This window comes from Serratia sp. AR11 (genome assembly GCF_056376275.1).
Genome location: NZ_CM150739.1, coordinates 3,958,990 through 3,982,423 on the forward strand (window position 1 = coordinate 3,958,990; position 23,434 = coordinate 3,982,423).

The 23,434-nt window shown below is 54.2% G+C and carries 20 protein-coding genes; 9 read left to right on the forward strand and 11 right to left on the reverse strand.

The window, feature by feature from the left end:
* Positions 1–10: 10 nt before the first annotated feature.
* Entirely contained in the window at positions 11–337 is a 327-nt protein-coding gene (locus ACSOSI_RS18635) for a phage holin, lambda family (protein ID WP_012146187.1), read from the reverse strand.
* A gap of 296 nt (positions 338–633) precedes the next feature.
* On the opposite strand from ACSOSI_RS18635, the gene chiB reads away from it, so the two are divergent.
* Positions 634–2,133, forward strand: a complete 1,500-nt coding sequence (chiB, locus tag ACSOSI_RS18640; protein ID WP_476705930.1) for a chitinase ChiB — start codon at positions 634–636, stop codon at positions 2,131–2,133.
* A 97-nt stretch (positions 2,134–2,230) separates the two neighbouring features.
* On the opposite strand, the gene ACSOSI_RS18645 is transcribed toward chiB, so the two are convergent.
* The gene (locus ACSOSI_RS18645) at positions 2,231–3,172 is read right to left on the reverse strand and encodes a LysR family transcriptional regulator (protein WP_012146189.1); all 942 of its coding nucleotides are present in this window, start codon (positions 3,170–3,172) and stop codon (positions 2,231–2,233) included.
* Positions 3,173–3,577: 405 nt separating this feature from the next.
* Here ACSOSI_RS18645 and cbp21 point away from each other — a divergent pair, with 405 nt between their 5' ends.
* From cbp21 to ACSOSI_RS18670, 5 genes are all read left to right on the forward strand, one after another.
* On the forward strand, positions 3,578–4,171 hold the full coding sequence (cbp21, locus tag ACSOSI_RS18650; protein ID WP_218216890.1) for a chitin-binding protein/chitosanase CBP21: 594 nt from the start codon (positions 3,578–3,580) through the stop codon (positions 4,169–4,171).
* A gap of 218 nt (positions 4,172–4,389) precedes the next feature.
* Complete coding sequence (gene tal, locus ACSOSI_RS18655; RefSeq protein ID WP_017893603.1) at positions 4,390–5,340, forward strand: transaldolase; 951 nt, start codon at positions 4,390–4,392, stop codon at positions 5,338–5,340.
* 17 nt (positions 5,341–5,357) lie between these two features.
* Positions 5,358–7,352 carry a transketolase gene (gene tkt, locus ACSOSI_RS18660; RefSeq protein ID WP_261131506.1) on the forward strand — a complete coding sequence of 665 codons (1,995 nt, stop codon included), beginning with the start codon at positions 5,358–5,360 and terminating at the stop codon, positions 7,350–7,352.
* Between the two features lie 635 nt (positions 7,353–7,987).
* Positions 7,988–8,536 carry an urease accessory protein UreE gene (locus tag ACSOSI_RS18665; RefSeq protein ID WP_165366710.1) on the forward strand — a complete coding sequence of 183 codons (549 nt, stop codon included), beginning with the start codon at positions 7,988–7,990 and terminating at the stop codon, positions 8,534–8,536.
* A 115-nt stretch (positions 8,537–8,651) separates the two neighbouring features.
* Positions 8,652–9,074 carry a helix-turn-helix domain-containing protein gene (locus ACSOSI_RS18670; RefSeq protein ID WP_476705931.1) on the forward strand — a complete coding sequence of 141 codons (423 nt, stop codon included), beginning with the start codon at positions 8,652–8,654 and terminating at the stop codon, positions 9,072–9,074.
* A 49-nt stretch (positions 9,075–9,123) separates the two neighbouring features.
* Here the strand turns inward: ACSOSI_RS18670 and nudK are convergent, their stop codons facing one another.
* From nudK to napF, 6 genes are all read right to left on the reverse strand, one after another.
* Positions 9,124–9,699: a GDP-mannose pyrophosphatase NudK gene (gene nudK, locus ACSOSI_RS18675; RefSeq protein ID WP_012146195.1), complete on the reverse strand. Its 576-nt coding sequence runs from the start codon at positions 9,697–9,699 to the stop codon at positions 9,124–9,126.
* Positions 9,700–9,830: 131 nt separating this feature from the next.
* Positions 9,831–10,448, reverse strand: coding sequence for a cytochrome c-type protein NapC (gene napC, locus ACSOSI_RS18680; RefSeq protein WP_012146196.1), 618 nt, complete (start codon positions 10,446–10,448; stop codon positions 9,831–9,833).
* An 11-nt stretch (positions 10,449–10,459) separates the two neighbouring features.
* Entirely contained in the window at positions 10,460–10,909 is a 450-nt protein-coding gene (gene napB, locus ACSOSI_RS18685) for a nitrate reductase cytochrome c-type subunit (protein WP_012146197.1), read from the reverse strand.
* A gap of 55 nt (positions 10,910–10,964) precedes the next feature.
* Positions 10,965–13,451 (reverse strand): nitrate reductase catalytic subunit NapA, encoded by a 2,487-nt coding sequence (gene napA, locus ACSOSI_RS18690; RefSeq protein WP_261097760.1) that lies wholly within the window; start codon positions 13,449–13,451, stop codon positions 10,965–10,967.
* The gene (gene napD / locus ACSOSI_RS18695; protein ID WP_012146199.1) at positions 13,448–13,714 is read right to left on the reverse strand and encodes a chaperone NapD; all 267 of its coding nucleotides are present in this window, start codon (positions 13,712–13,714) and stop codon (positions 13,448–13,450) included. Before napD ends, napA begins: the two co-directional genes overlap by 4 nt.
* Positions 13,704–14,201 carry a ferredoxin-type protein NapF gene (napF, locus tag ACSOSI_RS18700; protein WP_476705932.1) on the reverse strand — a complete coding sequence of 166 codons (498 nt, stop codon included), beginning with the start codon at positions 14,199–14,201 and terminating at the stop codon, positions 13,704–13,706. The genes napD and napF overlap by 11 nt, the downstream gene beginning before the upstream one ends.
* Before the next feature lie 549 nt (positions 14,202–14,750).
* Between napF and narQ the strand changes: the two genes are divergently transcribed.
* Positions 14,751–16,433 (forward strand): nitrate/nitrite two-component system sensor histidine kinase NarQ, encoded by a 1,683-nt coding sequence (gene narQ, locus ACSOSI_RS18705; protein WP_012146201.1) that lies wholly within the window; start codon positions 14,751–14,753, stop codon positions 16,431–16,433.
* A gap of 162 nt (positions 16,434–16,595) precedes the next feature.
* Complete coding sequence (gene narL, locus ACSOSI_RS18710; protein ID WP_012146202.1) at positions 16,596–17,228, forward strand: two-component system response regulator NarL; 633 nt, start codon at positions 16,596–16,598, stop codon at positions 17,226–17,228.
* Between the two features lie 26 nt (positions 17,229–17,254).
* Here the strand turns inward: narL and ACSOSI_RS18715 are convergent, their stop codons facing one another.
* Positions 17,255–17,533, reverse strand: coding sequence for a winged helix-turn-helix domain-containing protein (locus ACSOSI_RS18715; protein ID WP_115184066.1), 279 nt, complete (start codon positions 17,531–17,533; stop codon positions 17,255–17,257).
* Positions 17,534–17,815: 282 nt separating this feature from the next.
* On the opposite strand from ACSOSI_RS18715, the gene acrD reads away from it, so the two are divergent.
* The gene (acrD, locus tag ACSOSI_RS18720) at positions 17,816–20,953 is read left to right on the forward strand and encodes a multidrug efflux RND transporter permease AcrD (protein ID WP_017893611.1); all 3,138 of its coding nucleotides are present in this window, start codon (positions 17,816–17,818) and stop codon (positions 20,951–20,953) included.
* A gap of 120 nt (positions 20,954–21,073) precedes the next feature.
* Here the strand turns inward: acrD and ypfM are convergent, their stop codons facing one another.
* Together ypfM and ACSOSI_RS18730 are read right to left on the reverse strand one after the other, a co-directional pair.
* Positions 21,074–21,133 carry a protein YpfM gene (ypfM, locus tag ACSOSI_RS18725; RefSeq protein ID WP_112349006.1) on the reverse strand — a complete coding sequence of 20 codons (60 nt, stop codon included), beginning with the start codon at positions 21,131–21,133 and terminating at the stop codon, positions 21,074–21,076.
* 238 nt (positions 21,134–21,371) lie between these two features.
* The gene (locus ACSOSI_RS18730; RefSeq protein WP_476705933.1) at positions 21,372–23,411 is read right to left on the reverse strand and encodes a TonB-dependent receptor domain-containing protein; all 2,040 of its coding nucleotides are present in this window, start codon (positions 23,409–23,411) and stop codon (positions 21,372–21,374) included.
* Positions 23,412–23,434: the final 23 nt, after the last annotated feature.

Genomic DNA, 23,434 nt, shown 5'->3' on the forward strand with positions numbered 1-23,434 from the left:
ATCTTCAATTTCATTTATCATTTTTAAGCCCCGTTTTTTTTCCTATGATTTTTTTAATTAATGCGCTGATATAATCGGCCCCAAGAAAGCCAATCAGTACGCTGGCAAGATTCGCCCACTTTAATTCCAGCCCGGCCAGCGCTAATGCATCGCGTACCGTCCAGGCCAATAATGCGCACATGCCGGCATTTAATAGTCGGCGCCGCATACCTACGTTGCGGTAAGCTCCGTGCAATAACGCCATGATGCCCGCCAAAATGGCATTCATCACCGGCTGCAGATATTCACATGCTCGCTGGATAATTAAGCCAACAGCGTCTGGCTCTAAACTGGACATAGCTGAACTCCTATTTTATTTTAATTAACTGCCAATCACGGCCGGTGGGATATCGGTACATTCAGAATCTAGTTAAGGATGCTATAACAAAGCAAATGAATAAATACAGCCTCTAAGTTCAAATTGATTCATGCTCAGCCATGGCACAACAACTCGTGGGAAATAACGGCGTCGAGCGATAAAAAATTCATCTTTACTGTGATTTTTTTCGACTTCTCTTTATTGGAAAAATAAACATTAATAGCGGCGAGAGAATGGCTCTCAATAACAACAAACCTCAACCCTGGAGAAATACCATGTCCGAACGTAAAGCCGTTATTGGTTATTATTTTATTCCGACCAACCAAATTAATAACTATACCGAGTCTGATACTTCAATTGTGCCATTCCCGGTGTCCAACATCACACCGGCCAAGGCCAAACAGCTGACCCACATTAATTTCTCGTTCCTCGACATTAACAGCAATCTGGAGTGCGCCTGGGACCCGGCGACTAACGACGCCAAGGCGCGCGACGTGGTCAGCCGGTTAACCGCGCTGAAGGCACACAACCCCAGCCTGCGGATCATGTTCTCCATCGGTGGCTGGTATTACTCCAACGACCTGGGCGTTTCCCATGCCAACTATGTCAACGCGGTGAAAACCCCGGCGGCACGTACCAAATTCGCTCAATCCTGCGTCCGCATCATGAAAGATTACGGTTTTGACGGCGTAGACATTGACTGGGAATATCCGCAAAGCAGCGAGGTGGACGGCTTTGTCGCCGCGCTGCAGGAGATCCGCACCCTGCTGAACCAGCAAACCCAGGCTGACGGTCGTCAGGCGCTGCCTTACCAACTGACCATTGCCGGGGCCGGCGGCGCTTTCTTCCTGTCGCGTTACTACAGCAAGCTGCCGCAGATCGTCGCCTCACTCGATTACATCAACCTGATGACCTACGATCTGGCCGGCCCGTGGGAGAAAATCACCAACCACCAGGCGGGACTGTTCGGCGACAGCGCCGGGCCAACCTTCTATAACGCGCTGCGTGAAGCCAACCTGGGCTGGAGCTGGGAAGAACTGACCCGCGCCTTCCCCAGCCCGTTCAGCCTGACGGTAGATGCGGCGGTGCAACAGCATCTGATGCTGGAAGGCGTGCCAAGCAACAAGATCGTTATGGGCGTGCCGTTCTACGGTCGCGCGTTCAAGGGCGTCAGCAGCAGCAACGGCGGCCAGTACAGCAGCCACAGCACCCCGGGGGAAGATCCGTTCCCGGGCACCGACTATTGGTTGGTGGGCTGTGAAGAGTGTGTGCGCGATAAGGATCCGCGCATCGCCTCCTACCGCCAACTGGAACAAATGCTATTGGGCAACTACGGCTATCAGCGCCTGTGGAACGACAAGACCAAAACGCCGTACCTGTATCACGCGGCCAATGGCCTGTTCGTCACCTACGACGACGTCGAAAGTTTCAAGTACAAGGCGAAGTACATCAAGCAGCAGCAACTGGGCGGCGTGATGTTCTGGCATCTGGGTCAGGATAACCGTAACGGTGACCTGCTGGCGTCGCTGGACCGCTATTTCAACGCGGCGGACTACGATGACAGTCAACTGGATATGGGCACCGGCCTGCGTTATACCGGCGTTGGTCCGGGTAATTTACCGATCATGAGCGCCCCGGCTTACGTTGCCGGTACCACCTATAACCAGGGGGCGCTGGTGTCTTATCTTGGCTATGTCTGGCAGACCAAGTGGGGCTTCATCACTTCCGTACCCGGCTCGGACAGCGCCTGGCTGAAAGTGGGCCGCGTGGCATAACGGCAGGTTGCCGCATTAAAAAACCCCGGGGCCGATGGCAACGGGGTTTTTATTGCATTAAACGTTTAATTTTCGCATCCCTTCGTGGTCAATTCCCTCAGTTGTTACACCAAGGGTAACCCCCGTCACGTATCACTTCGCGTCCCATCAGGCTAAAGACGTCGCTTTTACGCGTCAGTCGCTCATGCCACCAACTAAATCCGGCGCCCTTGCTGGCCGGGTGCCAGGCCAGCCAAATCATTTCGTCCCCCTTTTGCATATCGACCGGCACCGTCACCAGCTCACCGCTCGCCAACTCTTTTTCTATCAGCGCCGGTGGCAGGAAGCCGTGGCCAATGCCGCGCTTCAACAGCGACAGCTTACTTTCGACGTCGCACACCACCAGTTGGCGCTGTAACGGCATGGTGCCGTGGTTACGCTTGGGCAGTTCGTGGCTGCTGTCGGCAATCACCACCACGATATCGTTCAGCCGCTGGTTTTTATCCACCGGCTTTTTCTGCGCCGCAAAGGGATGCGAAGGTGAAACACAGAGCACAAAATTCAGTTTGCCGAGCATCAGCGTTTTGGCCTGCACGCTGTCCGGGATCTGACCGATGGCGATAATCAAATCCGCCCGGTTGTTCTTCAGGGCGTCCCAGGTACCATTCAGTGCTTCACGCTGTACGGAAATGTTGGCATTTGGGCTGTGCTGGATATAGTCACGGATATCCTGGGTGATAGTTTCCAGTGGAAAGAAATTATCGACGACGATGCGGATATTATTATCGAATTTCGGGATGTTTCTTACCCTACTCTCAAGATCCTGCACCGCATTTAAAATCCAGCTGCCCTCTTGCAACAGGAATTCCCCTTCATCTGTCAGGGTAATCATCGGGCCATTACGATGAAAAAGTTTCACGCAGAGTTTACTTTCAATATTGGAAACCCTATAGGATATCGCCGACGGCGTTTTATGCAGTGCCTCCGCCGCCATTGAGAAAGAGCCGGTACTTTTTATGGTGCTGATTATTTTAATCGCATCCAGGGATAATCTAGTCATACAAATTCCTCTTTGAAATAAAATAAGAAAAAATTGACACTAAATTCCCAAGTGGTTGGCGCGTAAAAATCGTTCAAGTCACACAAGAGTAAGTAAAACCACAAGCAATATACTCCATATCGGAGAGCGTCATCTGAAAGACTATTCATCGAACCTTTAAATAAAATTCATCATGACGCCGTTTTTTTAGACAGCAGTATTTAAATAAATTCAACCAAGAAACGAAAGGCAATCATCATAATAATTTTAGTTAATAGCCTATAAAACATTCCATCCTGACAGCCGAGACTAAGAGTAAAAATAAAACAAGCCGCCAAGAATGATGTTTTTAATTTCGTTAATAACCTCTCATTTCACCGGTGAAATAAACCCCACTTACAATACAACTTCAGTCAGGAGTGACTTATGAACAATACTTCTCGTACCCTTATGTCTCTTGGCCTGTTGAGCGCCGCACTGTTCGGCGTATCACAGCAGGCTTCCGCCCACGGCTATGTCGAAACCCCGGCCAGTCGTTCCTACCAGTGCAAGCTGCAGCTCAATACCCAGTGCGGCAGCGTGCAATACGAACCGCAGAGTGTTGAAGGGTTGAAAGGCTTCCCACAGGCCGGTCCGGCAGATGGGCATATCGCCAGCGCCGACAAATCCACCTTCTTCGAGCTGGATCAGCAAACGCCGACCCGCTGGAACAAGATCAACCTGCACACCGGTGCCAACTCCTTCACCTGGACGCTTACGGCTCGCCATAGCACCACCAGCTGGCGTTATTTCATTACCAAACCAAACTGGGATGCCTCCCAGCCGCTGACCCGTGCATCGTTTGACCTGACGCCGTTCTGCCAACAGAACGACGGCGGCGCGATCCCTGCAGCGCAGGTCACCCACCACTGCAACATACCGGCAGACCGTAGTGGTTCGCACGTGATCCTCGCCGTGTGGGATGTGGCAGATACGGCCAATGCCTTCTATCAGGCAATTGACGTTAATTTGACTAAATAATAAGGAGGGGGAATACCGCAGGGTTCAGCCGGGTGCTGAACCCTTTTTTATTGTCTGTCTCCGCTATAAGCCTGGTTTTCGGGGATCCATAGTTCTTATCCATTGCAACAATCAGAAAAAGCGCATTTTAATCGGCGGGCTTCTGATGCAGTGTGTGCAGCCTACGATGGAAAACGTTCTCATTTCCCTACATTGACGTTTGGTCAAGGAGCTTATAAATGAATCAACTGGATGCACTCAAGCAGCTAACCACGGTGGTAGCCGACAGCGGCGATATCGAATCGATCCGCCAGTTCGAACCGCAAGACGCCACCACCAACCCTTCACTGATCCTGAAGGCCGCTGCACTGCCTCAGTATAAGCCACTGATCCTCGAAGCCCTGAGCTATGCCCGCCAGCAAGGTGGCAGCAAAGAAACCCAATTGATTAATGCCTGCGACAAACTGGCGGTCAATATCGGCGTCGAAATCCTGAAAAGCGTACCGGGCCGCATTTCCACCGAAGTGGATGCCCGCCTGTCCTTCGACCGCGGTATGTGCGTGGCCAAGGCACGCAAACTGATCGCGCTGTATCAGCAACAGGGCATCGATAAGTCACGTATTCTGATCAAACTGGCTTCTACCTGGGAAGGCATCAAAGCCGCCGAGGAGCTGGAAAAAGAAGGCATCAATACCAACCTGACGCTGCTGTTCTCTTTCGCCCAGGCCCGCGCCTGCGCCGAAGCCGGCGTGTTCCTGATTTCACCTTTCGTTGGCCGTATCTATGACTGGTATCAGGCTAAACAGCCTGCGGCTGACTACGACGCAGAGCAGGATCCTGGCGTGAAATCAGTGCGCAACATTTATGAATACTACAAACAGCACCGTTATCAGACGGTGATCATGGGTGCCAGCTTCCGCAAGGTAGAGCAAATTCTGGCCCTGGCCGGCTGCGATCGCCTGACCATCGCACCAAACCTGCTGGAACAACTCAAGCACAGCGAGCAACCGGTCGAGCGTAAATTGACGCCATCCACCGAAGGTTTCCATCAGCCTGCCCCACTGGCCGAAGCTGACTTCCGTTGGCAGCACAATCAGGACGCCATGGCGGTTGAAAAACTGGCCGAAGGTATCCGCCTGTTCGCCGTTGACCAGCAAAAGCTGGAAGATATGCTGGCCGCTGAACTGTAATCACACTGGAGTAAAACATGTCCTCTCGTAAAGAGCTTGCCAACGCCATCCGCGCACTCAGCATGGACGCCGTACAAAAAGCAAATTCCGGCCACCCGGGTGCACCTATGGGCATGGCGGACATCGCCGAAGTCCTGTGGCGTGACTACCTGAACCACAACCCGACCAACCCGCACTGGGCTGACCGTGACCGCTTCGTCCTCTCCAACGGCCATGGCTCCATGCTGATTTACAGCCTGTTGCACCTCACCGGCTACGACCTGCCGATGAGCGAGCTGGAAAACTTCCGCCAGCTGCACTCCAAAACCCCGGGCCACCCGGAATACGGCTACACCCCAGGCGTGGAAACCACCACCGGCCCACTGGGTCAGGGTATCGCCAACGCCGTCGGTTTCGCCATTGCCGAACGCACCCTGGGCGCGCAGTTCAACCGCCCGGGTCATGACATCGTCGACCACCACACCTACGCCTTTATGGGCGACGGCTGCATGATGGAAGGCATCTCCCACGAAGTCTGTTCGCTGGCCGGTACCCTCAAGCTCGGCAAACTGACCGCGTTCTACGATGACAACGGCATCTCCATCGACGGTCACGTCGAAGGCTGGTTCACCGACAACACCGCCGAGCGCTTTGAAGCCTACGGCTGGCACGTGGTGCGTCACGTTGACGGCCACAACCCGGACGCCATCAAGGCCGCCATTGAAGAAGCCCGCAAGGTCACCGACAAGCCGTCGCTGCTGATGTGCAAAACCGTGATTGGTTTCGGTTCCCCGAACAAGGCCGGTACCCACGACGTGCACGGTGCTGCGCTGGGCGCCGCCGAAGTGGCCGCCACCCGCGAAGCGCTGGGCTGGAAATACGCCGCCTTCGAAATCCCGCAGGACATCTATGCCCAGTGGGATGCCAAAGAAGCCGGCAAGGCCAAAGAAGCGGCCTGGAACGACAAGTTCGCCGCCTACGCGAAAGCCTTCCCGGAACTGGCTGCCGAGTTCAAACGCCGTGTGAACGGTGAACTGCCGGCCAACTGGAAAGCCGAAGCCAAAGCCTTCGTGGAAAAACTGCAGGCCAACCCGGCCAATATCGCCAGCCGCAAGGCCTCGCAGAACGCACTGGAAACCTTCGGCAAGGTGCTGCCGGAATTCCTCGGCGGCTCCGCTGACCTGGCACCAAGCAACCTGACCATGTGGTCCGGCTCCAAGCCACTCAACGAAGACCTGGCGGGTAACTACATCCACTACGGCGTGCGCGAGTTCGGCATGACCGCCATCACCAACGGCATCGCGCTGCACGGCGGCTTCCTGCCGTACTCGGCGACCTTCCTGATGTTCGTGGAATACGCCCGTAATGCGGTGCGTATGGCGGCGCTGATGAAAATCCGCAACGTGTTCGTTTACACCCATGACTCCATCGGTCTGGGCGAAGACGGCCCGACGCACCAGCCGGTTGAGCAGATGGCCAGCCTGCGCGTGACCCCGAACATGAGCACCTGGCGTCCGTGTGACCAGGTGGAATCGGCGGTAGCCTGGCAGTACGGCATCGAGCGCAACGACGGCCCGACCACGCTGATTTTCTCCCGTCAGAACCTGACCCAGCAGCCACGTACCGCAGAGCAACTGGCCAACGTTTACCGTGGCGGTTATGTGCTGAAAGACTGCGCCGGGACACCGGACGTCATTCTGATTGCCACCGGTTCGGAAGTGGGTATCACCGTGGAAGCGGCAGACCAGCTGACTGCGGCCGGCCGTAAGGTGCGCGTGGTCTCCATGCCGTCTACCGACGCGTTCGACAAGCAGGATGCGGCGTACCGTGAATCCGTGCTGCCGGCGGCAGTGACTGCCCGCGTGGCAGTGGAAGCGGGTATCGCGGACTACTGGTACAAGTATGTTGGCCTGAACGGCGCCATCGTGGGCATGACCAGCTTCGGTGAGTCAGCCCCGGCAGAGCAGCTGTTCAAAGAGTTTGGCTTCACCGTGGACAACGTGGTGGCCAAGGCGCAGGCACTGCTGAAATAGTTCCCTCTCCCCCTGGAGAGGATGAAGCCATCAGCCCGGCACATTGCCGGGCTTTTTCGTTCTGGCTGAAGCTCTTTTTATATCTCATATTCCCCCTTACCCCCAATTGAGTTAATCATAATCAGGTATCTTATACCTTTGTTTTATTAAAACTGACGTCACAGCAACCATAAAGATATAATTAAAATAAAATAACTCCCGCGATAGTTTATTAAGAAATCAGTTGCGGTGCCATTTATTGATTTTTAATGCCATTATTTTTATTGCAAAACAGCACATTAATAAACACCTCATATAACCAATGAGACTTTGATCCTTCGTTCAAGTCGGGCACATTTAAATAGAAAAAATAAAACATTCAATACAATCATATCGTTATAAATAAAAGCATCATAATACAATAGTCAATGGCTATCGAAACTTACTTTTTGATCGATGATACCGATAGATTTAATCGATCAAAAGAAAGAAATTAATAGATTGAACGATACGAATATAGCGTGTAATTTTCATTCCTATTTTAAATAGTCAGAAATATCAAAATAAAAAAACAAAAAGAAAATGTATCCTTCCGCATTTGGAATCACCAAGAACAATTACACATGGATAGTTACACTCAACATGAAGGAAGCGCCATGATTATTATCAGTGAAATACTTGGAAACATAAATAAGAACAAAGAGTGGCAAGACAAGATCCGTGGAACCTCTCCAGACTACCTCATCCTGGATTCGGCACAGTTGGAAAAAGAATGTCATCAACACTCTACCCATGATGGGCTGAAACTGGCCATATTTATGCCACCCAACAGCAGGCTGGCGGATGGGGATATTTTAATCTGGGATGAAGAGACCGAAATCGCCGTTATCGTGAAGGTTATCTCACATGACATTATGGTGATTAACCTGCAACGCCTGCTCTCCACCAATTCAGATGCCATCATTCACTATGCATTCAAACTGGGTTTGATTTTAGGACAACATAAGCTGCACGCCATGATAAAGAATAATCTGGTTTATGTCCCGATCACTATCGCCACCAGCACGTTAGACGCCATGTTCAAAGAGAACAGTTTCCACTCGCTGTCCTATTGGTATGTCAACGGCACCGATATTTCATCGCTGTTAACCCCTAATGAAATTGATCTCCTATTCGACGGTATCTTTCCCTATCGCCATGTATGACGTCAGGGTCTCACCCCGTACACCGCCAGCATTCTTTTTATAAATCAGAGGTCATTCACCCAAAACGACAGAACATGAACGCCCCCAAAAGTCTATGCGATAAAAGGAGTTTTCCATGGCAATTAATATGAAGATTTTTATTAATGAGATGCTTAAATGGATAGAGGGCAATTTGGGAGCCGAGCTGAATATAAAGACCATTGCAAAAAAATCCGGCTACAGCAGATTCCACATTCAACGGCTTTTCAAGTTGCATGCAGGGCTAACGCTTGCCCAAGATATCAGAATGCGGCGCGTCACTGAGGCGGCGATCGCACTGAGATTTACCGACAGAAAAATCATGGATATCGCACTGGATTATGGCTTTGACTCTCAACAGGTTTTTACTCGGACATTCAAAAAACAGTTAAAAACCACGCCAGGCGAGCTGAGGAGAAGCAAGCAATTAAACAATAACCGGCTCTGTTACTCATTGTACATGCCGACGATGGTGCAAAAACCCTCGACAATCCAGCCTAACGCCCACAAGCCTAACTAACGCACATTGGATTCATCTCGCCGTTCGCCGGCGAGATGAATAGTCTGTCTCAGTCCATAATGCGGTGAATTTGCAGGTACTGCAGCAGCATAATGGTCTTGCCGTCTTTCATGCGCCCGTCGGCGATCATCGCCACCGCCTCGGTGAAGGGCAGTTCCACCACTTCAATATCTTCGTCTTCGATACCGCCACCGGCCGCATGACGTTCGTCGTCATGGTATTCGGCGATAAAGAAATGAATAATTTCAGTCACGCCACCCGGCGACATATAGGCTTCGAAAACCTTCTTCACCTCACCGACCTGAAAACCGGTTTCTTCCACCGCTTCACGTCGCGCGCACTGTTCCGGTGAATCCGCATCCAGCAGGCCCGCACAGGCTTCCAGCAGCATGCCACTCTCATTGCCGTTAACATAGGTCGGCATGCGGAATTGATTGGTCAGTACCACCGTGCCCTTGGCGCGGTTATACAGCAAAATGGTTGCGCCATTACCGCGATCGTAGACTTCGCGCATCTGCTGAACGGAACCGCCATCCTTGCGCTTGAGATCAAAAGTATATTTGTGCAGTACATACCAGTTATCCGACAACAGCTCTTTTTTCACATTCTCAATTTTCGCCGACATGAACCCTTCTTCTTTTCCGTTAGCTGAAACGCAAAAATGATACCGCGATTAAGCTTCGAAGTGACAACGGATTTGCAACAAAAAACCCCGTAGCTCATACAGAACCACGGGGTTTTTACCCTCAAAAGTATTTAGAAGCCGTTGGGTACGTCGCGCATATCCGGCAGCTTATGGGCGATCCCCTTGTGGCAATCGATACAGGTTTTGCCTTCGGTTATCGCCTTGTCGTGCATCTTCGCCGCCACGGTTTTTTGCGCGGTAAAGTCCATATATTCAAAATTATGGCAGTTGCGGCACTCTTGCGAGTCATTGGCCTTCATTCGTGCCCATTCATTGCTCGCCATCGCTAACCGATGCTGGTCAAATTTCTGTGGCGTATCGATCAGCCCGAACGCTTTGGCGTACAACTCCTTGCTGGCCTTAATCTTACGCAGCATTTTCGGCCCCCACTCATGCGGCACGTGGCAATCCGGACAGGTGGCGCGCACGCCACTGCGGTTGTTGTAATGCACCGTGCCCATGTATTCCTCATAGACGTTTTCGCGCATTTCATGACAGCCGATACAGAACTGTTCGGTATTCGCTGCTTCCATGCCGGTATTAAAACCGCCCCAGAAGATGATGCCGGCGCCAAAGCCGAGCAACAGCAGCGTACCCAGCGCCAGGCGGCTTGGCCTGCGCCACCAGCGCCAGATCCGCAACAGGCGGCCGGGCTTTTTTTCAGTGGTGGTGTGTTTGTCTTCGCTCATAGCTCCCCCGCTTAATGCCCAAAGCCCGGCATGGGCTGGAAATCATTGCCGACAATCGGCGCCGCATCGGTTTGCGGTACGTGGCACTGCAGACAGAAATAGCGACGTGGCGCGACTTCACTCAGCACCTTGCCGTCCCGGTCCATAAAATGCGTCGGGCTGATACGCGGTGCACCGGTGGTGCGGTAATGTTCCACGCCGTGGCACTGCAGGCAGCGGTTGGTGTTCTTGCTGATCTGATAGCCATCCACGCTATGCGGGATCATCGGCGGCTGATTAACGTAGTTCAGCGCCATCCGTTCCTGCTGCTTTGGCATCGAGATCGGCCCGCTGGCAGTCGAGGACACTTCCGGAGACTTACTGAGATCGACATCACTGGCAGCAAACGCCAGGCCGGCAAAGGCCAGCGACAACAGGGTCACCCACAGGGCAAACGTCTTTTTCACAACAGGGCTTTTCATTTTTATTTGGCTCCCGGGTCATTAAATAAGGTGTTCATCGCGCAATTCGTCAGCCTCACACCTTCTCCAACTTCACCGCGCATTTCTTGAAATCGACCTCTTTGGAAAGCGGATCGGTAGCGTCCAGCGTCAGGTTATTGACCAGCTGCGCCGCATCAAAGAACGGCATATACACCAGCCCCCTTGGCGGACGGTTGCGGCCGCGAGTTTCGACCGTGCTGATCAATTCGCCACGGCGCGACAGCACCCTGACCTTCTCGCCACGGCGCAGGTTGCGGCTTTTGGCGTCCAGCGGATGGATAAACACCACCGCCTGCGGGAAGGCACGGTGCAGCTCGGGTACCCGGCGCGTCATCGAACCGGTATGCCAATGTTCCAGCACCCGACCGGTGGATAACCAAAGGTCATATTCTTTATCCGGGCTTTCCGCCGCCGGTTCGAATGGCAGCGCGAAGATCACCGCCTTGCCGTCCGGCTTGCCGTAGAAACGCACTTCTTCTCCGGCTTTAACGTAGGGGTCAGTCCCTTCGCGGTAGCGCCACAACGTCTCTTTACCCTCCACCACCGGCCAGCGCAGACCGCGAGCCTGATGATAGCTATCGAACGGCGCCAGATCGTGCCCATGACCGCGACCAAAACCGGCATATTCTTCAAACAGCCCTTTTTGCAGATAGAAGCCGAAGTCGCGAGCTTCATCGTTAAGCTGATCCGCCGGGATCTCCGTCAGCGGGTATTTATTGACCTCACCGTTGGCAAACAGCACGTCGTACAGCGTTTTACCGCGATATTCCGGTTTCTGTGCCAACAGTTCGGCCGGCCACACTTCTTCCACCGTAAAGCGTTTGGAGAACTCCACCAGCTGCCACAGATCGGATTTGGCCTCGCCCGGCGCTTTCACCTGCTGGCGCCAGAACTGAGTACGGCGCTCCGCATTACCGTAGGCCCCCTCTTTTTCCACCCACATGGCGGTCGGCAGGATCAGATCGGCTGCCAGGGCGCTGACGGTCGGGTAAGGATCCGACACCACCACAAAATTGCGCGCATCGCGCCAGCCCGGCATCCGGTCTTCATTGATGTTCGGCCCGGCCTGCATGTTGTTGTTACACATCACCCAGTAAGCGTTCAGCGTGCCGTCTTTCAGCGCGCGATCCTGCGCTACCGCATGCAACCCAACTTTGGCTGGAATGGTACCGGCCGGCAGTTGCCACTTCTGCTCGGCGGTCTGCCGATGTTTTTCGTTGGTGACCACCATGTCGGCCGGCAAACGGTGGGCAAAGGTGCCCACTTCACGGGCGGTGCCGCAGGCGGAAGGCTGGCCGGTCAGTGAGAACGGCCCACAGCCCGGTTTGGAGATTTTGCCGGTCAACAGATGCAGGTTGTAGCACAGGTTGTTGGCCCATACGCCGCGCGTATGCTGGTTAAAGCCCATGGTCCAGTACGACACCACCTTGATGTTCGGATCGGCATACAGTTTTGCCAGCGCTTCCAGTTGGTCTTCCGGCACGCCGCTCATTTTGGCCGTTTTTTCCAGCGTGTAGTCCGCGACAAAGGCTTTGTATTCTTCGAAGCTCATCGGATCCGAAGCGTCGCTACCGGGGTTTTTCGCCGCTTTTTCCAATGGGTCGGTTGGGCGCAGGCCATAGCCGATATCCGTCGCGCCACGGCGGAAGTTGACGTGCCGATTAAGGAAGTCCTGATCTACCGCGTTGTTTTGAATGATGTAATTGGCGATGTAGTTCATGATCGCCAGATCGGTCTGCGGCGTGAACACCATGCCGTTGTCCGCCAGTTCGAAGCTGCGATGCTCAAAAGTCGACAGGACCGATACGTTGACCTTCTCATTGCTCAGGCGGCGGTCAGTGATGCGCGACCACAGGATCGGGTGCATCTCCGCCATGTTGGAGCCCCACAGCACAAAGGCATCGGCCTGCTCGATATCGTCATAGCAGCCCATCGGCTCGTCCATGCCGAAGGTGCGCATAAAGCCCACTACCGCTGACGCCATACAGTGACGGGCATTAGGATCCAGGTTATTGGAGCGCAGGCCGGCTTTGAGCAATTTGGCGGCGGCATAGCCTTCCCACACCGTCCACTGACCAGAACCGAACATGCCAACGGCCTCTGGGCCTTTCTCTTTCAGGGCCTGCTTGAACTTTTCGGCCATAATGTCGAAAGCCTGCTGCCAACTGACCGGCGTGAACTCGCCTTCCTTGTGGTACTGACCGTCCTTCATGCGCAGCAGTGGCTGAGTCAGACGATCTTTACCGTACATGATCTTTGGCAGGAAATAGCCTTTGATGCAGCTCAACCCACGGTTGACCGCCGCTTCCGGATCGCCCTGTGAGGCCACAATGCGGCCGTTCTGGGTACCGACCAGCACGCCACAACCGGTGCCGCAGAAACGACAGGGCGCTTTGTCCCATTTTATAGAGTCGGCGCTGCCTGCCGCCGCCTGCACCACCGTAGGAATAGTCAGCCCGGCGGCTGCCGCAGCGGCGACCGCGGCGTTTGCTTTCATGAAGTCTCGACGACTGAGTTTCATGGCGTTACCTCACCTTGAGTGTCCTGCTGGTGATAAACCAGCGATACCGCCAGCACGCCATCCAAATTGCGTACCGACTCAATTTTTTCCAGCAGCTGATGGGAACAAGCTGCCTGCATCACCACCACCAGCTTGCCGTGCTGCTGGTCCTGGGCCGGAATTTCCGTGTCTGCGATCGCCAGCAAGTCAGCGACCAGCCTTGGAATTTTTTCCGGCCGTGCCTGCACCACCAGCCCGCTGACGTGCCATTCGTTATTCATCATTATTTTCGCTCTGGGTTAGGGTAACGGCATCGGCCGGACAACCGGCGACACAGGCGCCACAGCCAGTGCAGGCCGCGATCTCCAGCACGGGTTGAGCCATTTCGCCCAGACGGGGCCGAAAGCGGATCGCCTGGGTCTCACAGCTATCCTGACAACTGCGGCATTCCACACCCCGCTGCGCCAGACAACCGCTACCGAATACCGCATGTTGTTGCCAGGGTGTTTCTGCCAACGGGCGAAATAGCGGTTCTTCGCAGGCCTGCACGCAGCGTCCGCAGAAGGTACATTCTGCTCGTTGAAAATCAATTTCGGGAAAACCGCCGCTGCCGCTAATCAGCACCCCGGTTTCGCAGGCGCGAACGCAGGCCTGGCAGCGAGTGCAACCGGTAATAAAAAGGGATTCTCGCAGCGACCACGGGGGGCGGATCGCTGCGGCTGGCTGACGCCATTGTCCACCGAGCAGGTTACGCCGTGACAATACGGTCATGCTGTTATCCTCGACATTGCAAACACGCCATCGCGCGTAAATATACCCGTCATCTTTCAAGCTGCAGCGTTGTTACCTGCACTCGCTCACCCCAGTTACTTACTAAAGTAAGCGCCTGGGGATGAGCGAGCTGGCCGCCTAGCTGCAGCTTGAAAGCTATAGGGTATAGGGTATAGAACCTGTTTTTGTATTGTTATTGTAGTCGTTACCAAGGAGTTTCCAGTTGTCGTTAAAGACATTAAAAACGGCAGGCATAAACCTTGATAAACACGGGGGTAAGATAATATCAGTTCGGGGGGTATATAATCCCCCTAAAGGGGTAAATGCAGGAGTAGTTTGCGCCAGATCAATCAATTACCGATGGGGGGCGGAATTTTAGCCCTGCGATTTCCACTTACTCGCTATCTAGTTGATTATACAGCGGCCACCTTTTGTGACGATGGCAGCCAATTTCATGCAAAACGCTACGCATTTTAGTTGCAAAACTTATAATTTTGCTTTCGAATGAAACCCGGTGATGCTCATCGCCCGCGAGAAAAGGATGCATGATTGCTTGTTAAACGTTCAGTGACCAGCAGCCTGGCCAAGGCGCTGTTTTGCATTGTGATTTTGTCCGTGCTCTCTACCGGGCTGGCGCTAACCACCGTGGCTGACAGCCTGCGTGACGCCGAAGCGGTCAACATTGCCGGTTCGCTGCGCATGCAGAGCTACCGGCTGGCCTACGATCTCACTGGCCCGGCTCCGGAGCTGGAACAGCATCTATTACAATATCGGCAATCCTTGCAGGCCCCGGCGTTGCAGAAGTTGGATCGTTTTTACGTGCCTGCGGAAGTGCGGGAAAAGTACCTGTCTTTGCAGCATGCCTGGCAACCCTTGGCGCAGCAGATCCAGGCCGGCCAGTCGGCCGACTATCAGGCCAATATCGCCGGCTACGTTAACCAGATTGACCATTTCGTGTTGGCGCTACAGCGTTATTCCGAGCTGAAACTGACTATTGTGGCGGCCATCAGCGTGCTGGGCTTTATCGCCATCATCGGCCTGGTGCTGTTTTGCATCCGTTTTATGCGCCGTCAGGTGGTGGCACCGCTGAAGCATCTGGTGGATGCCAGCCAGCGCGTGCAACAGCGGGACTTTAACCACCCACCGCTGGATACCGCCCTGCCGAATGAGCTGGGCGTTTTGTCGCAGGCCTTTACCGCCATGTCGGGCGACCTGGCCAAGTTGTATGAGTCGCTGGAGCAGAAAGTGCAGGAGAAAACCCAGCGTCTGCAACAGGCGAACAAGACGCTGGAGGTGCTGTACAACTGCTCGCAAGCACTTAACGTGCGGCAGATAGACCAGCAGGCATTTGAGAAGATCCTGCACATCGTGCGCCAAAGTGAAGATTTGCACTGCATCCGGCTAAACGTGGCGGACAGCCTCAGCGAATGGCAATTGCGCAGCGGCCGCCCTTCGCCGACGCTGGCCTGGCAATCGCTGACCATTATCCAGGGCGACAAACCGCTGGGTGAACTGAGTTGGCAGCATAAGGAACAGCCACCACATCCGCACCTGATGCAGAGCGTGGCCAATATGCTGAGTCGTGGGGTTTATTTTAACCGCGCGCAGAAACAGCATATGCAATTCTTGCTGATGGAAGAACGTGCCACCATCGCCCGCGAGCTGCACGATTCTCTGGCACAGGCGCTGTCGTTCTTGCGTATTCAGTTAACCCTGCTCAGGCGCACGCTGGCGGACAGCACCCCTGAAGCCCAAGAGATTATTAGCGATTTTGACCAGGCGCTGGCCGACGCCTATCGCCAACTGCGCGAACTGCTGACCACCTTCCGCCTGAACATTCAGGAGGCCGATTTGAACACCGCGCTGCACCAGTTGCTGGCGCCATTAAAGGTTCTTACTGACGCACGGATTCAGTTACACTGTCGGCTTTCTTCCCAGGCGCTCAATGCCCAGCAGCAGGTGCATGCGCTACAGATTGTGCGCGAAGCGGTGCTTAACGCCATCAAACATGCCCAGGCACAGGAAATCGTCATTCGCTGCGAAATGACGGCCGAGGGTGATAACAGCATCAGCATCGCTGACGACGGTTGCGGCATCGCCAGCCTGAATGAACCTGAAGGTCATTATGGTCTGACCATCATGAGCGAGCGCGCTGCGCGACTGGGAGGAACGCTGCGCATCCAGCGGGGTGAGCCGGACGGCACGGAAGTCCGCCTGACATTCCCGCCATAAAATCAGGACTGTTCACTCTTCGTTACGGTTTAGCTGAGTCTAACGGTCTATTTCAGGATGTTCGTGGCGCCAATCGCCACTATTTTATAAGAGTCTGTCCCACTGTGAAGCGTGCTGCACGGCGCGTTTGAGTGGCTTTACTCGCTACAGGGAGCATATTTCATGGTGATGAAGAATTACCGAGTGATGATCGTCGACGACCACCCGCTGATGCGCCGCGGCATCAAACAACTGCTGGGGCTGGATCCGCTGTTTAGCGTGCTGGCCGAAGCCAGCAACGGCAACGAAGCCATTACGCTCGCGCTGCAACACACGCCGGACGTGATCCTGCTCGATCTGAATATGAAGGGTTTGTCCGGCCTGGACACGCTGAAAGCGCTGCGTAATGAAGGTGTGGATGCCCGTATTATCGTGCTGACGGTGTCAGACTCACGCAGCGACGTGTACGCGTTGATCGACGCCGGTGCCGACGGCTACCTGCTGAAAGACAGCGAACCGGAACAGTTGCTGGAACACATTCGCGCGGCGGCGGAAGGAAAGAACGTGATCAGCGACGCGGTGGCGGACTACCTGTCATCCCGTAGTGAACAACACGACCCCTTTGCCGAACTGACCGAACGCGAGCTGGACGTGCTGCAGGAAGTGGCGCGTGGCCTTTCCAATAAGCAGGTAGCGGCCCAGTTGCACATTTCTGAAGAGACGGTGAAAGTACATATTCGCAATATGCTGCGCAAACTGGATGTACGTTCACGCGTGGCGGCAACGGTGATGTACCTGGAGCACAAGAGTCAATAATCTCTCCCCGGCATGCCGGGGAGGCTTTATTCGATGGCGGCAAGCAGCGCCTGATGATGCTGGTGAACCCAGCCCTTGTTGATCGGTCCCCAGTTTTCCAACTGATAGAAACCGTCGTTATTACGTACGCCCTGCTGAATAAACTGCAGCTCTACCCCCAGACCGGGCAAGGCTTTCAACACGTCTTGCAGGGTCCGGCGCGGCCAGCCGGTCAGCTCCATCAGACGCGGGACGTTTGGCCGTTCGCTATGGCTGATCAGCCAGCACAGATAAAGACGACGGGCAAATACCGGGTTAATTTCCATGCCTTGCTCCTGCATTAAAGTGAGTCCTGATTATTTTTTGACAACCCCGAATACTCAGGCCATTGATTGTCATTAAATTGTCTTAATCGCGCCGTTAACGGTAATGACGGTGTAATTAGGGGTTTCTTCTACCGTTATTTACATTATCTCCTTTTTTTCTCCACGCTTTCCCCCCCCTTCACGCGTAAAGTGCATAAGTGCCGGAATCCTTCCCAGCCACTGAGAAAACGCAATTCCGATGCGTCTTAAAGATAGAACAAGTCATAACGAGGTTCGCGCTGCATGGCCAATTTTTTTATTGATCGCCCGATTTTCGCCTGGGTCCTGGCAATTATTCTTTGCCTGACCGGCGCTTTGGCGATTTTTTCCTTACCGGTGGAACAATACCCGAATCTGGCGCCGCCGAACGTTCGCATTAGCGCCACCTATCCAGGTGCTTCGGCACAGACGCTGGAAAACACCGTCACCCAGATTATCGAACAGAACATGACGGGCCTGGACAACATGATGTATATGTCGTCGCAGAGCACCAACACCGGGCGAGCCACGGTAACGCTGACCTTTGAAGCCGGCACCGACCCCAACGAGGCGATGCAGCAGGTACAAAACCAACTGCAGGCGGCGATTAAACGACTGCCGCAGGCCGTGCAGACCCAGGGCGTAACGGTATCGAAATCCGGTGATACCACGCTGATGATGGTGGCCTTCGTTTCCACCGACGGCAGCATGGACAAGCAGGACATTGCCGATTACATCGTTTCCAATCTGCAGGATCCGCTCAGCCGCATCAACGGCGTGGGCAGTATGGACGTTTACGGTTCGCAATACGCCATGCGCATCTGGCTCGATCCCAACAAACTTAACAGTTACCAGCTCACCACCCAGGACGTCGTCAGCGCGATCCAATCGCAGAACGCCCAGGTCGCCGTCGGTCAGCTCGGCGGTACCCCCTCCGTCGATAAACAGGCGCTTAACGCCACCATCAATGCACAGTCTCAGTTGCAAACACCTGAACAATTCCAAAAAATTACCCTGCGAGTCAACCAGGACGGTTCATTAGTCACGCTTGGCGATGTTGCCACCATCGAACTGGGTGGCGAAAACTATGACTATCTCAGCCGCTATAACGGTATGCAGGCCGCCGGCATGAACATCAAGCTGGCCTCCGGTGCCAATGAGTTGCAAACCGATCAGTTGGTGAAGGATAAAATCGCCGAGCTGTCGCAGTATTTCCCGCATGGGCTGGAGGCGAAGGTCGCCTATGAAACCACCCCGTTCGTTAAGGCCTCAATCAAAGACGTGGTAAAAACCCTGCTGGAAGCCATTGTGCTGGTGTTCCTGGTGATGTACCTGTTCCTGCAGAACTTCCGCGCCACGCTGATCCCGACCATCGCCGTGCCGGTAGTGTTGATGGGCACCTTTGCCATTCTTTCGGCCTGCGGATTCAGTATCAACACCCTGACCATGTTCGCCATGGTGCTGGCCATCGGGCTATTGGTGGATGACGCCATCGTGGTGGTGGAAAACGTCGAACGCGTGATGAGTGAAGAAGGCCTGTCGCCCAGGGATGCCACTCGCAAATCCATGGGGCAGATCCAGAGTGCGCTGGTCGGCATCGCCATGGTGTTGTCGGCGGTGTTTATCCCAATGGCGTTCTTCGGCGGTACCACCGGCGCCATTTACCGCCAGTTCTCGATCACCATTGTTTCTGCCATGGTGCTGTCGGTGCTGGTGGCGATGATCCTCACCCCTGCCCTGTGCGCCACCCTGCTCAAACCCATTGCCAAAGGCCACCATCACGGCAAGCGCGGCTTCTTCGGCTGGTTCAACCGCATGTTCAACCGCAACGCCGACCGCTATGAGCGCGGCGTGGCGCGGGTGCTGCACTCCAGTGTGCGTTATATAGTGATTTACCTGTTACTGCTCGGCGGCATGGCGTTACTGTTTATCAAGTTGCCGACCTCCTTCCTGCCGCAGGAAGACCGTGGCGTATTCACCGTCCAGGTGCAATTGCCGCCGGGTTCAACCCTGCAGCAGACCACCAAAGTGGTGGAAAAAGTTGAACACTATTTCCTGACCAAAGAAAAACAGGACGTGCTGTCAGTGTTCTCCACCATTGGCGCCGGCCCCGGCGGGAACGGGCAGAACGTGGCACGCATGTTTATTCGCTTGAAAGACTGGGATTTGCGAACCTCCGGTGCCAACAGCTCATTCGATATCATCGATCGCGCCACCAAGGAATTTAACCAGATTATCGAGGCGCGGGTGATTGCCAGCAGTCCACCGGCGATTACCGGTCTGGGCAATTCTTCCGGCTTCGATATGGAACTTGAAGACCACGCCGGCCTGGGTCACGACAAACTGATGGCGGCACGCAATCAACTGCTGCAACTGGCCGCCGCTAACCCGTTGCTGTCCCGCGTGCGCCACAATGGCCTGGATGACAGCCCGCAGCTGCAAATTGATATTGACCAACGCAAAGCCCAGGCGCTGGGTGTTTCAATTGATGACATTAACAACACGCTGTCGACCGCCTGGGGCTCCACCTACGTTAACGACTTCGTCGACCGCGGTCGGGTGAAAAAAGTCTATGTGCAGGCCGCCGCACCGTTCCGCATGCTGCCTGGCGACATCGATAAATGGTTCGTGCGCAACAGCGCGGGTGGCATGGTGCCGTTCAGCGCCTTTGCCACCTCCCACTGGGAATATGGCTCTCCACGTCTGGAACGCTATAACGGCAGCTCAGCGCTGGAAATTGTGGGCGAAGCGGCAGAGGGTGTCAGCAGTGGTACCGCAATGGCCGAAATGGAAAAGATTGTCAGCCAGTTACCGACCGGCTTCGGTCTGGAATGGACCGCCATGTCCTACCAGGAACGCCTGTCCGGCTCGCAGGCACCGGCGCTGTATGCCATTTCGCTGTTGGTGGTGTTCCTGTGTCTGGCGGCGCTGTATGAGAGCTGGTCGATCCCGTTCTCGGTGATGCTGGTGGTGCCACTGGGCCTGATTGGTGCCGTTGCCGCTACCTGGCTGCGCGGACTGGAGAATGACGTTTACTTCCAGGTGGGGATGCTGACCATCATCGGGCTGTCGGCGAAAAACGCCATTTTGATCGTCGAATTCGCCAACGAGCTAAACCAGAAAGGTCAGGATTTAATGTCAGCCACATTGGAAGCCTCACGCATGCGCCTGCGGCCGATCCTGATGACCTCGCTGGCCTTTATCTTCGGCGTACTGCCGATGACCATCAGCAGTGGGGCCGGCTCAGGCAGCCAGCATGCGGTGGGTACCGGGGTGATGGGCGGTATGATTTCCGCCACCCTGCTGGCAATTTACTTCGTACCGCTGTTCTTTGTGCTGGTACGCCGCCGCTTCCCAGGCAAGCCGGCAGCCACCGCCAAAGCGCAAGACGTCGCGCAATAGCAGGCAAAAAAAAGCAGCGTCGGGAAACCGATGCTGCTTTATCTCGAACGAGTGTCTCGTTCCCAGGGTGCTTTAATCACGAACAAATACACCAACCTTGTTATCAACCTCAACGCAGTGTCAGTTGCCTAACATCTCTTCGATGAAGTCTTTCCAGTTTCCCAACTCACGATCAACCATAATAATTTACAACCTCAATTAATAGACGAAGCGAATTCTACGCCTGTTTTTTGAGCAAGTGAAGAGTTTCGGGAACGATGCCACCCACGAAAACCGGGGATAGTGCACATTTTCGTATTTATCTGATCAATGGATATTCCCGACTATTCCCTTCCGGTATTAACTCATCAAATCAGCGGCAGAAAAGATCTAACCCGGCCGCAGTTGGCAAGCGGCCGGGTAATTTGCTCGGCAAAAGTTAGAAATCGACACGTAAGCCGAGGTTATAACGACGGCCTTCCAACTGCGGATATTCTCCCCAACTGGTGGTGCGCTTTGGCGCACTATCGAAAATGTTGTACACGCCCGCCATCACCTGGGTGTGTTTGTCGAAGTGGTAAATTACCCCGCTATCGAGCAAAGCATAAGCGCCATAGCGGGTATGGTCGCCGGTCTCCTCATTGCGGCTGCGATAATTGACTTTGGACCAGACGTCCAGCGCCGATGTCGCTGCCCACTTGGCGGATAAGTTGGCCATGTGTTTCGGGAAGTCATTCAGGGCATAACCCTTATTAACGCCGTTTTTCTGTTCGCTTTTGTTGAAGGTGTAGTTGGCGCTAAAACTCAGAAGGTCCGTGGCCTGCCAGTCTGCGTTAAGCTCAAGACCGTAGACGTTGGCCTTGCCAATATTGAAATACTTATCGATGGATTCTGCGCTATACCCGTTAACCACGCAGGGGTGGTTCGCGCTCGCTTCACAGATATTCACCTCCGCGATCTTGTCCTTGAAGTCGGTATAAAACACCGTTGCGTCAAAAGAAAGATCGCGATTGTTGTTCCAGTACAGCCCCAGTTCGGTGTTCAGGCTGGTTTCCGGTTTCAACTCGCTGTTGCCCACCGACAGATAGGGATAAGGCGGGTTACTGCCACGCGGCGTAATGAATTGATCGGAGTTTTCCCGCAGCGACGGTTTTTTATAGCCGGAAGAAACACCGCCCTTCAGCGCCCAGGCTGAATCGAGGATCCAGTTGCCATAGAGTTTCGGGCTAATGTGGGTGCCAAAGTAGTTATCGCGATCCATACGCGCCGAGGTAGTCAGTGAAAAATCATCAATATTCCATTGTCCTTCGGCGAACAGCGCCCAGCCATCGCGCGAGATTTTGGTGACGGGCTCAATCCCTGGTGCCCGCTTGCTGTCAGCATAAAAATCGTCATTCAGCGTTTCACGGCTGTAGTTGGCGCCAAGGGTCAGGTTGTGCTCACCCAGGCTTAGCTTGGCCTGGCTGTTCAGCACATAATTCTCGCTCTGAATATGCTGTGGCGCCAGCGTGCTGGTGTGGAAGGTCGACTCGCCTTTTTCGTATTGGAAATAGCTGGTGGTGGCCACGCTATCTTCCGCATACCAACCCGAGTGGGTCAGGCTCAGGGCGTCACGATCAAAATCCCAACCCCAGGGCGTACCGCCACCTTTCTCCGTCCGGCTACGTTTTTTCTCCCCTTTGACCAGGTTCAGATCGAACAAATTGGTCTCATTGGCGGCAAAGCCGAGCGTCATGTCGATCGACTTTTTGTTGTTCTTGCTGAACGAGTTGGGTTTTTCGTCCTCGCGTCGATCGAGATAATCTGCCGACAGGCTGAGTCCCAGAACATCGGGTACCAGTGGGCCCATCAGGAACAGGTTGGTCTGTTGGGTCTTACCGAACTCCTGATGTTGTTGCAGGAAACTGTTTGCAGCGATCGAGCCCATCCATTCTCGTACGCCAAACGGCTTTTTGGTAATGACGTTGACCACGCCGCCGATGGAGTCCGAGCCGTACAGCGATGACATCGGGCCACGGATCACCTCAATACGATCGATGGCCGCCACCGGCGGTAAAAAGCCGGCTTCAGTGCCGACATTCTGGCCATAGGGACGGGATTCGCCGGTATTCTGCTTGATGCTGTTGACCATGAACGAGGTGTAACTCGAGTCCATACCGCGGATCATAACGTCGCCGGAAACCTCAGTGCCGGCACCATTGCTGACCGACACGCCAGAAATATCCTGAACCGCTTCGGCCACATCGTGGCTGTTCTGCTTCTCGAGCGTCTTTTGATCGATAACCGAAATGCTGGCCGGGGCATATTTCTTGTTCTGCTTGAATCCGGAAGCGGTGACCACCAGTTGGTCTTCCTGCGAGGCGTTATTTTTCTGCTCTGCCTCCCCTTCCTGCGCATAAGCCTGAGGGGCAATAATCAATACCAGCGCCATCGCTCTGGCTATTTGGCTGCGTTTTCCCATGAAGTGTTGATCAATCATAACTATTCCTAATAAAACCTGTT

Bases quoted from the DNA above. Each gene is read 5' to 3' on its own strand.
- ACSOSI_RS18635 (WP_012146187.1), bottom strand. From the start codon at position 337: ATGTCCAGTTTAGAGCCAGACGCTGTTGGCTTAATTATCCAGCGAGCA.
- chiB (WP_476705930.1), top strand. From the start codon at position 634: ATGTCCGAACGTAAAGCCGTTATTGGTTATTATTTTATTCCGACCAAC.
- ACSOSI_RS18645 (WP_012146189.1), bottom strand. From the start codon at position 3,172: ATGACTAGATTATCCCTGGATGCGATTAAAATAATCAGCACCATAAAA.
- cbp21 (WP_218216890.1), top strand. From the start codon at position 3,578: ATGAACAATACTTCTCGTACCCTTATGTCTCTTGGCCTGTTGAGCGCC.
- tal (WP_017893603.1), top strand. From the start codon at position 4,390: ATGAATCAACTGGATGCACTCAAGCAGCTAACCACGGTGGTAGCCGAC.
- tkt (WP_261131506.1), top strand. From the start codon at position 5,358: ATGTCCTCTCGTAAAGAGCTTGCCAACGCCATCCGCGCACTCAGCATG.
- ACSOSI_RS18665 (WP_165366710.1), top strand. From the start codon at position 7,988: ATGATTATTATCAGTGAAATACTTGGAAACATAAATAAGAACAAAGAG.
- ACSOSI_RS18670 (WP_476705931.1), top strand. From the start codon at position 8,652: ATGGCAATTAATATGAAGATTTTTATTAATGAGATGCTTAAATGGATA.
- nudK (WP_012146195.1), bottom strand. From the start codon at position 9,699: ATGTCGGCGAAAATTGAGAATGTGAAAAAAGAGCTGTTGTCGGATAAC.
- napC (WP_012146196.1), bottom strand. From the start codon at position 10,448: ATGAGCGAAGACAAACACACCACCACTGAAAAAAAGCCCGGCCGCCTG.
- napB (WP_012146197.1), bottom strand. From the start codon at position 10,909: ATGAAAAGCCCTGTTGTGAAAAAGACGTTTGCCCTGTGGGTGACCCTG.
- napA (WP_261097760.1), bottom strand. From the start codon at position 13,451: ATGAAACTCAGTCGTCGAGACTTCATGAAAGCAAACGCCGCGGTCGCC.
- napD (WP_012146199.1), bottom strand. From the start codon at position 13,714: ATGATGAATAACGAATGGCACGTCAGCGGGCTGGTGGTGCAGGCACGG.
- napF (WP_476705932.1), bottom strand. From the start codon at position 14,201: ATGACCGTATTGTCACGGCGTAACCTGCTCGGTGGACAATGGCGTCAG.
- narL (WP_012146202.1), top strand. From the start codon at position 16,596: ATGGTGATGAAGAATTACCGAGTGATGATCGTCGACGACCACCCGCTG.
- ACSOSI_RS18715 (WP_115184066.1), bottom strand. From the start codon at position 17,533: ATGGAAATTAACCCGGTATTTGCCCGTCGTCTTTATCTGTGCTGGCTG.
- acrD (WP_017893611.1), top strand. From the start codon at position 17,816: ATGGCCAATTTTTTTATTGATCGCCCGATTTTCGCCTGGGTCCTGGCA.
- ACSOSI_RS18730 (WP_476705933.1), bottom strand. From the start codon at position 23,411: ATGATTGATCAACACTTCATGGGAAAACGCAGCCAAATAGCCAGAGCG.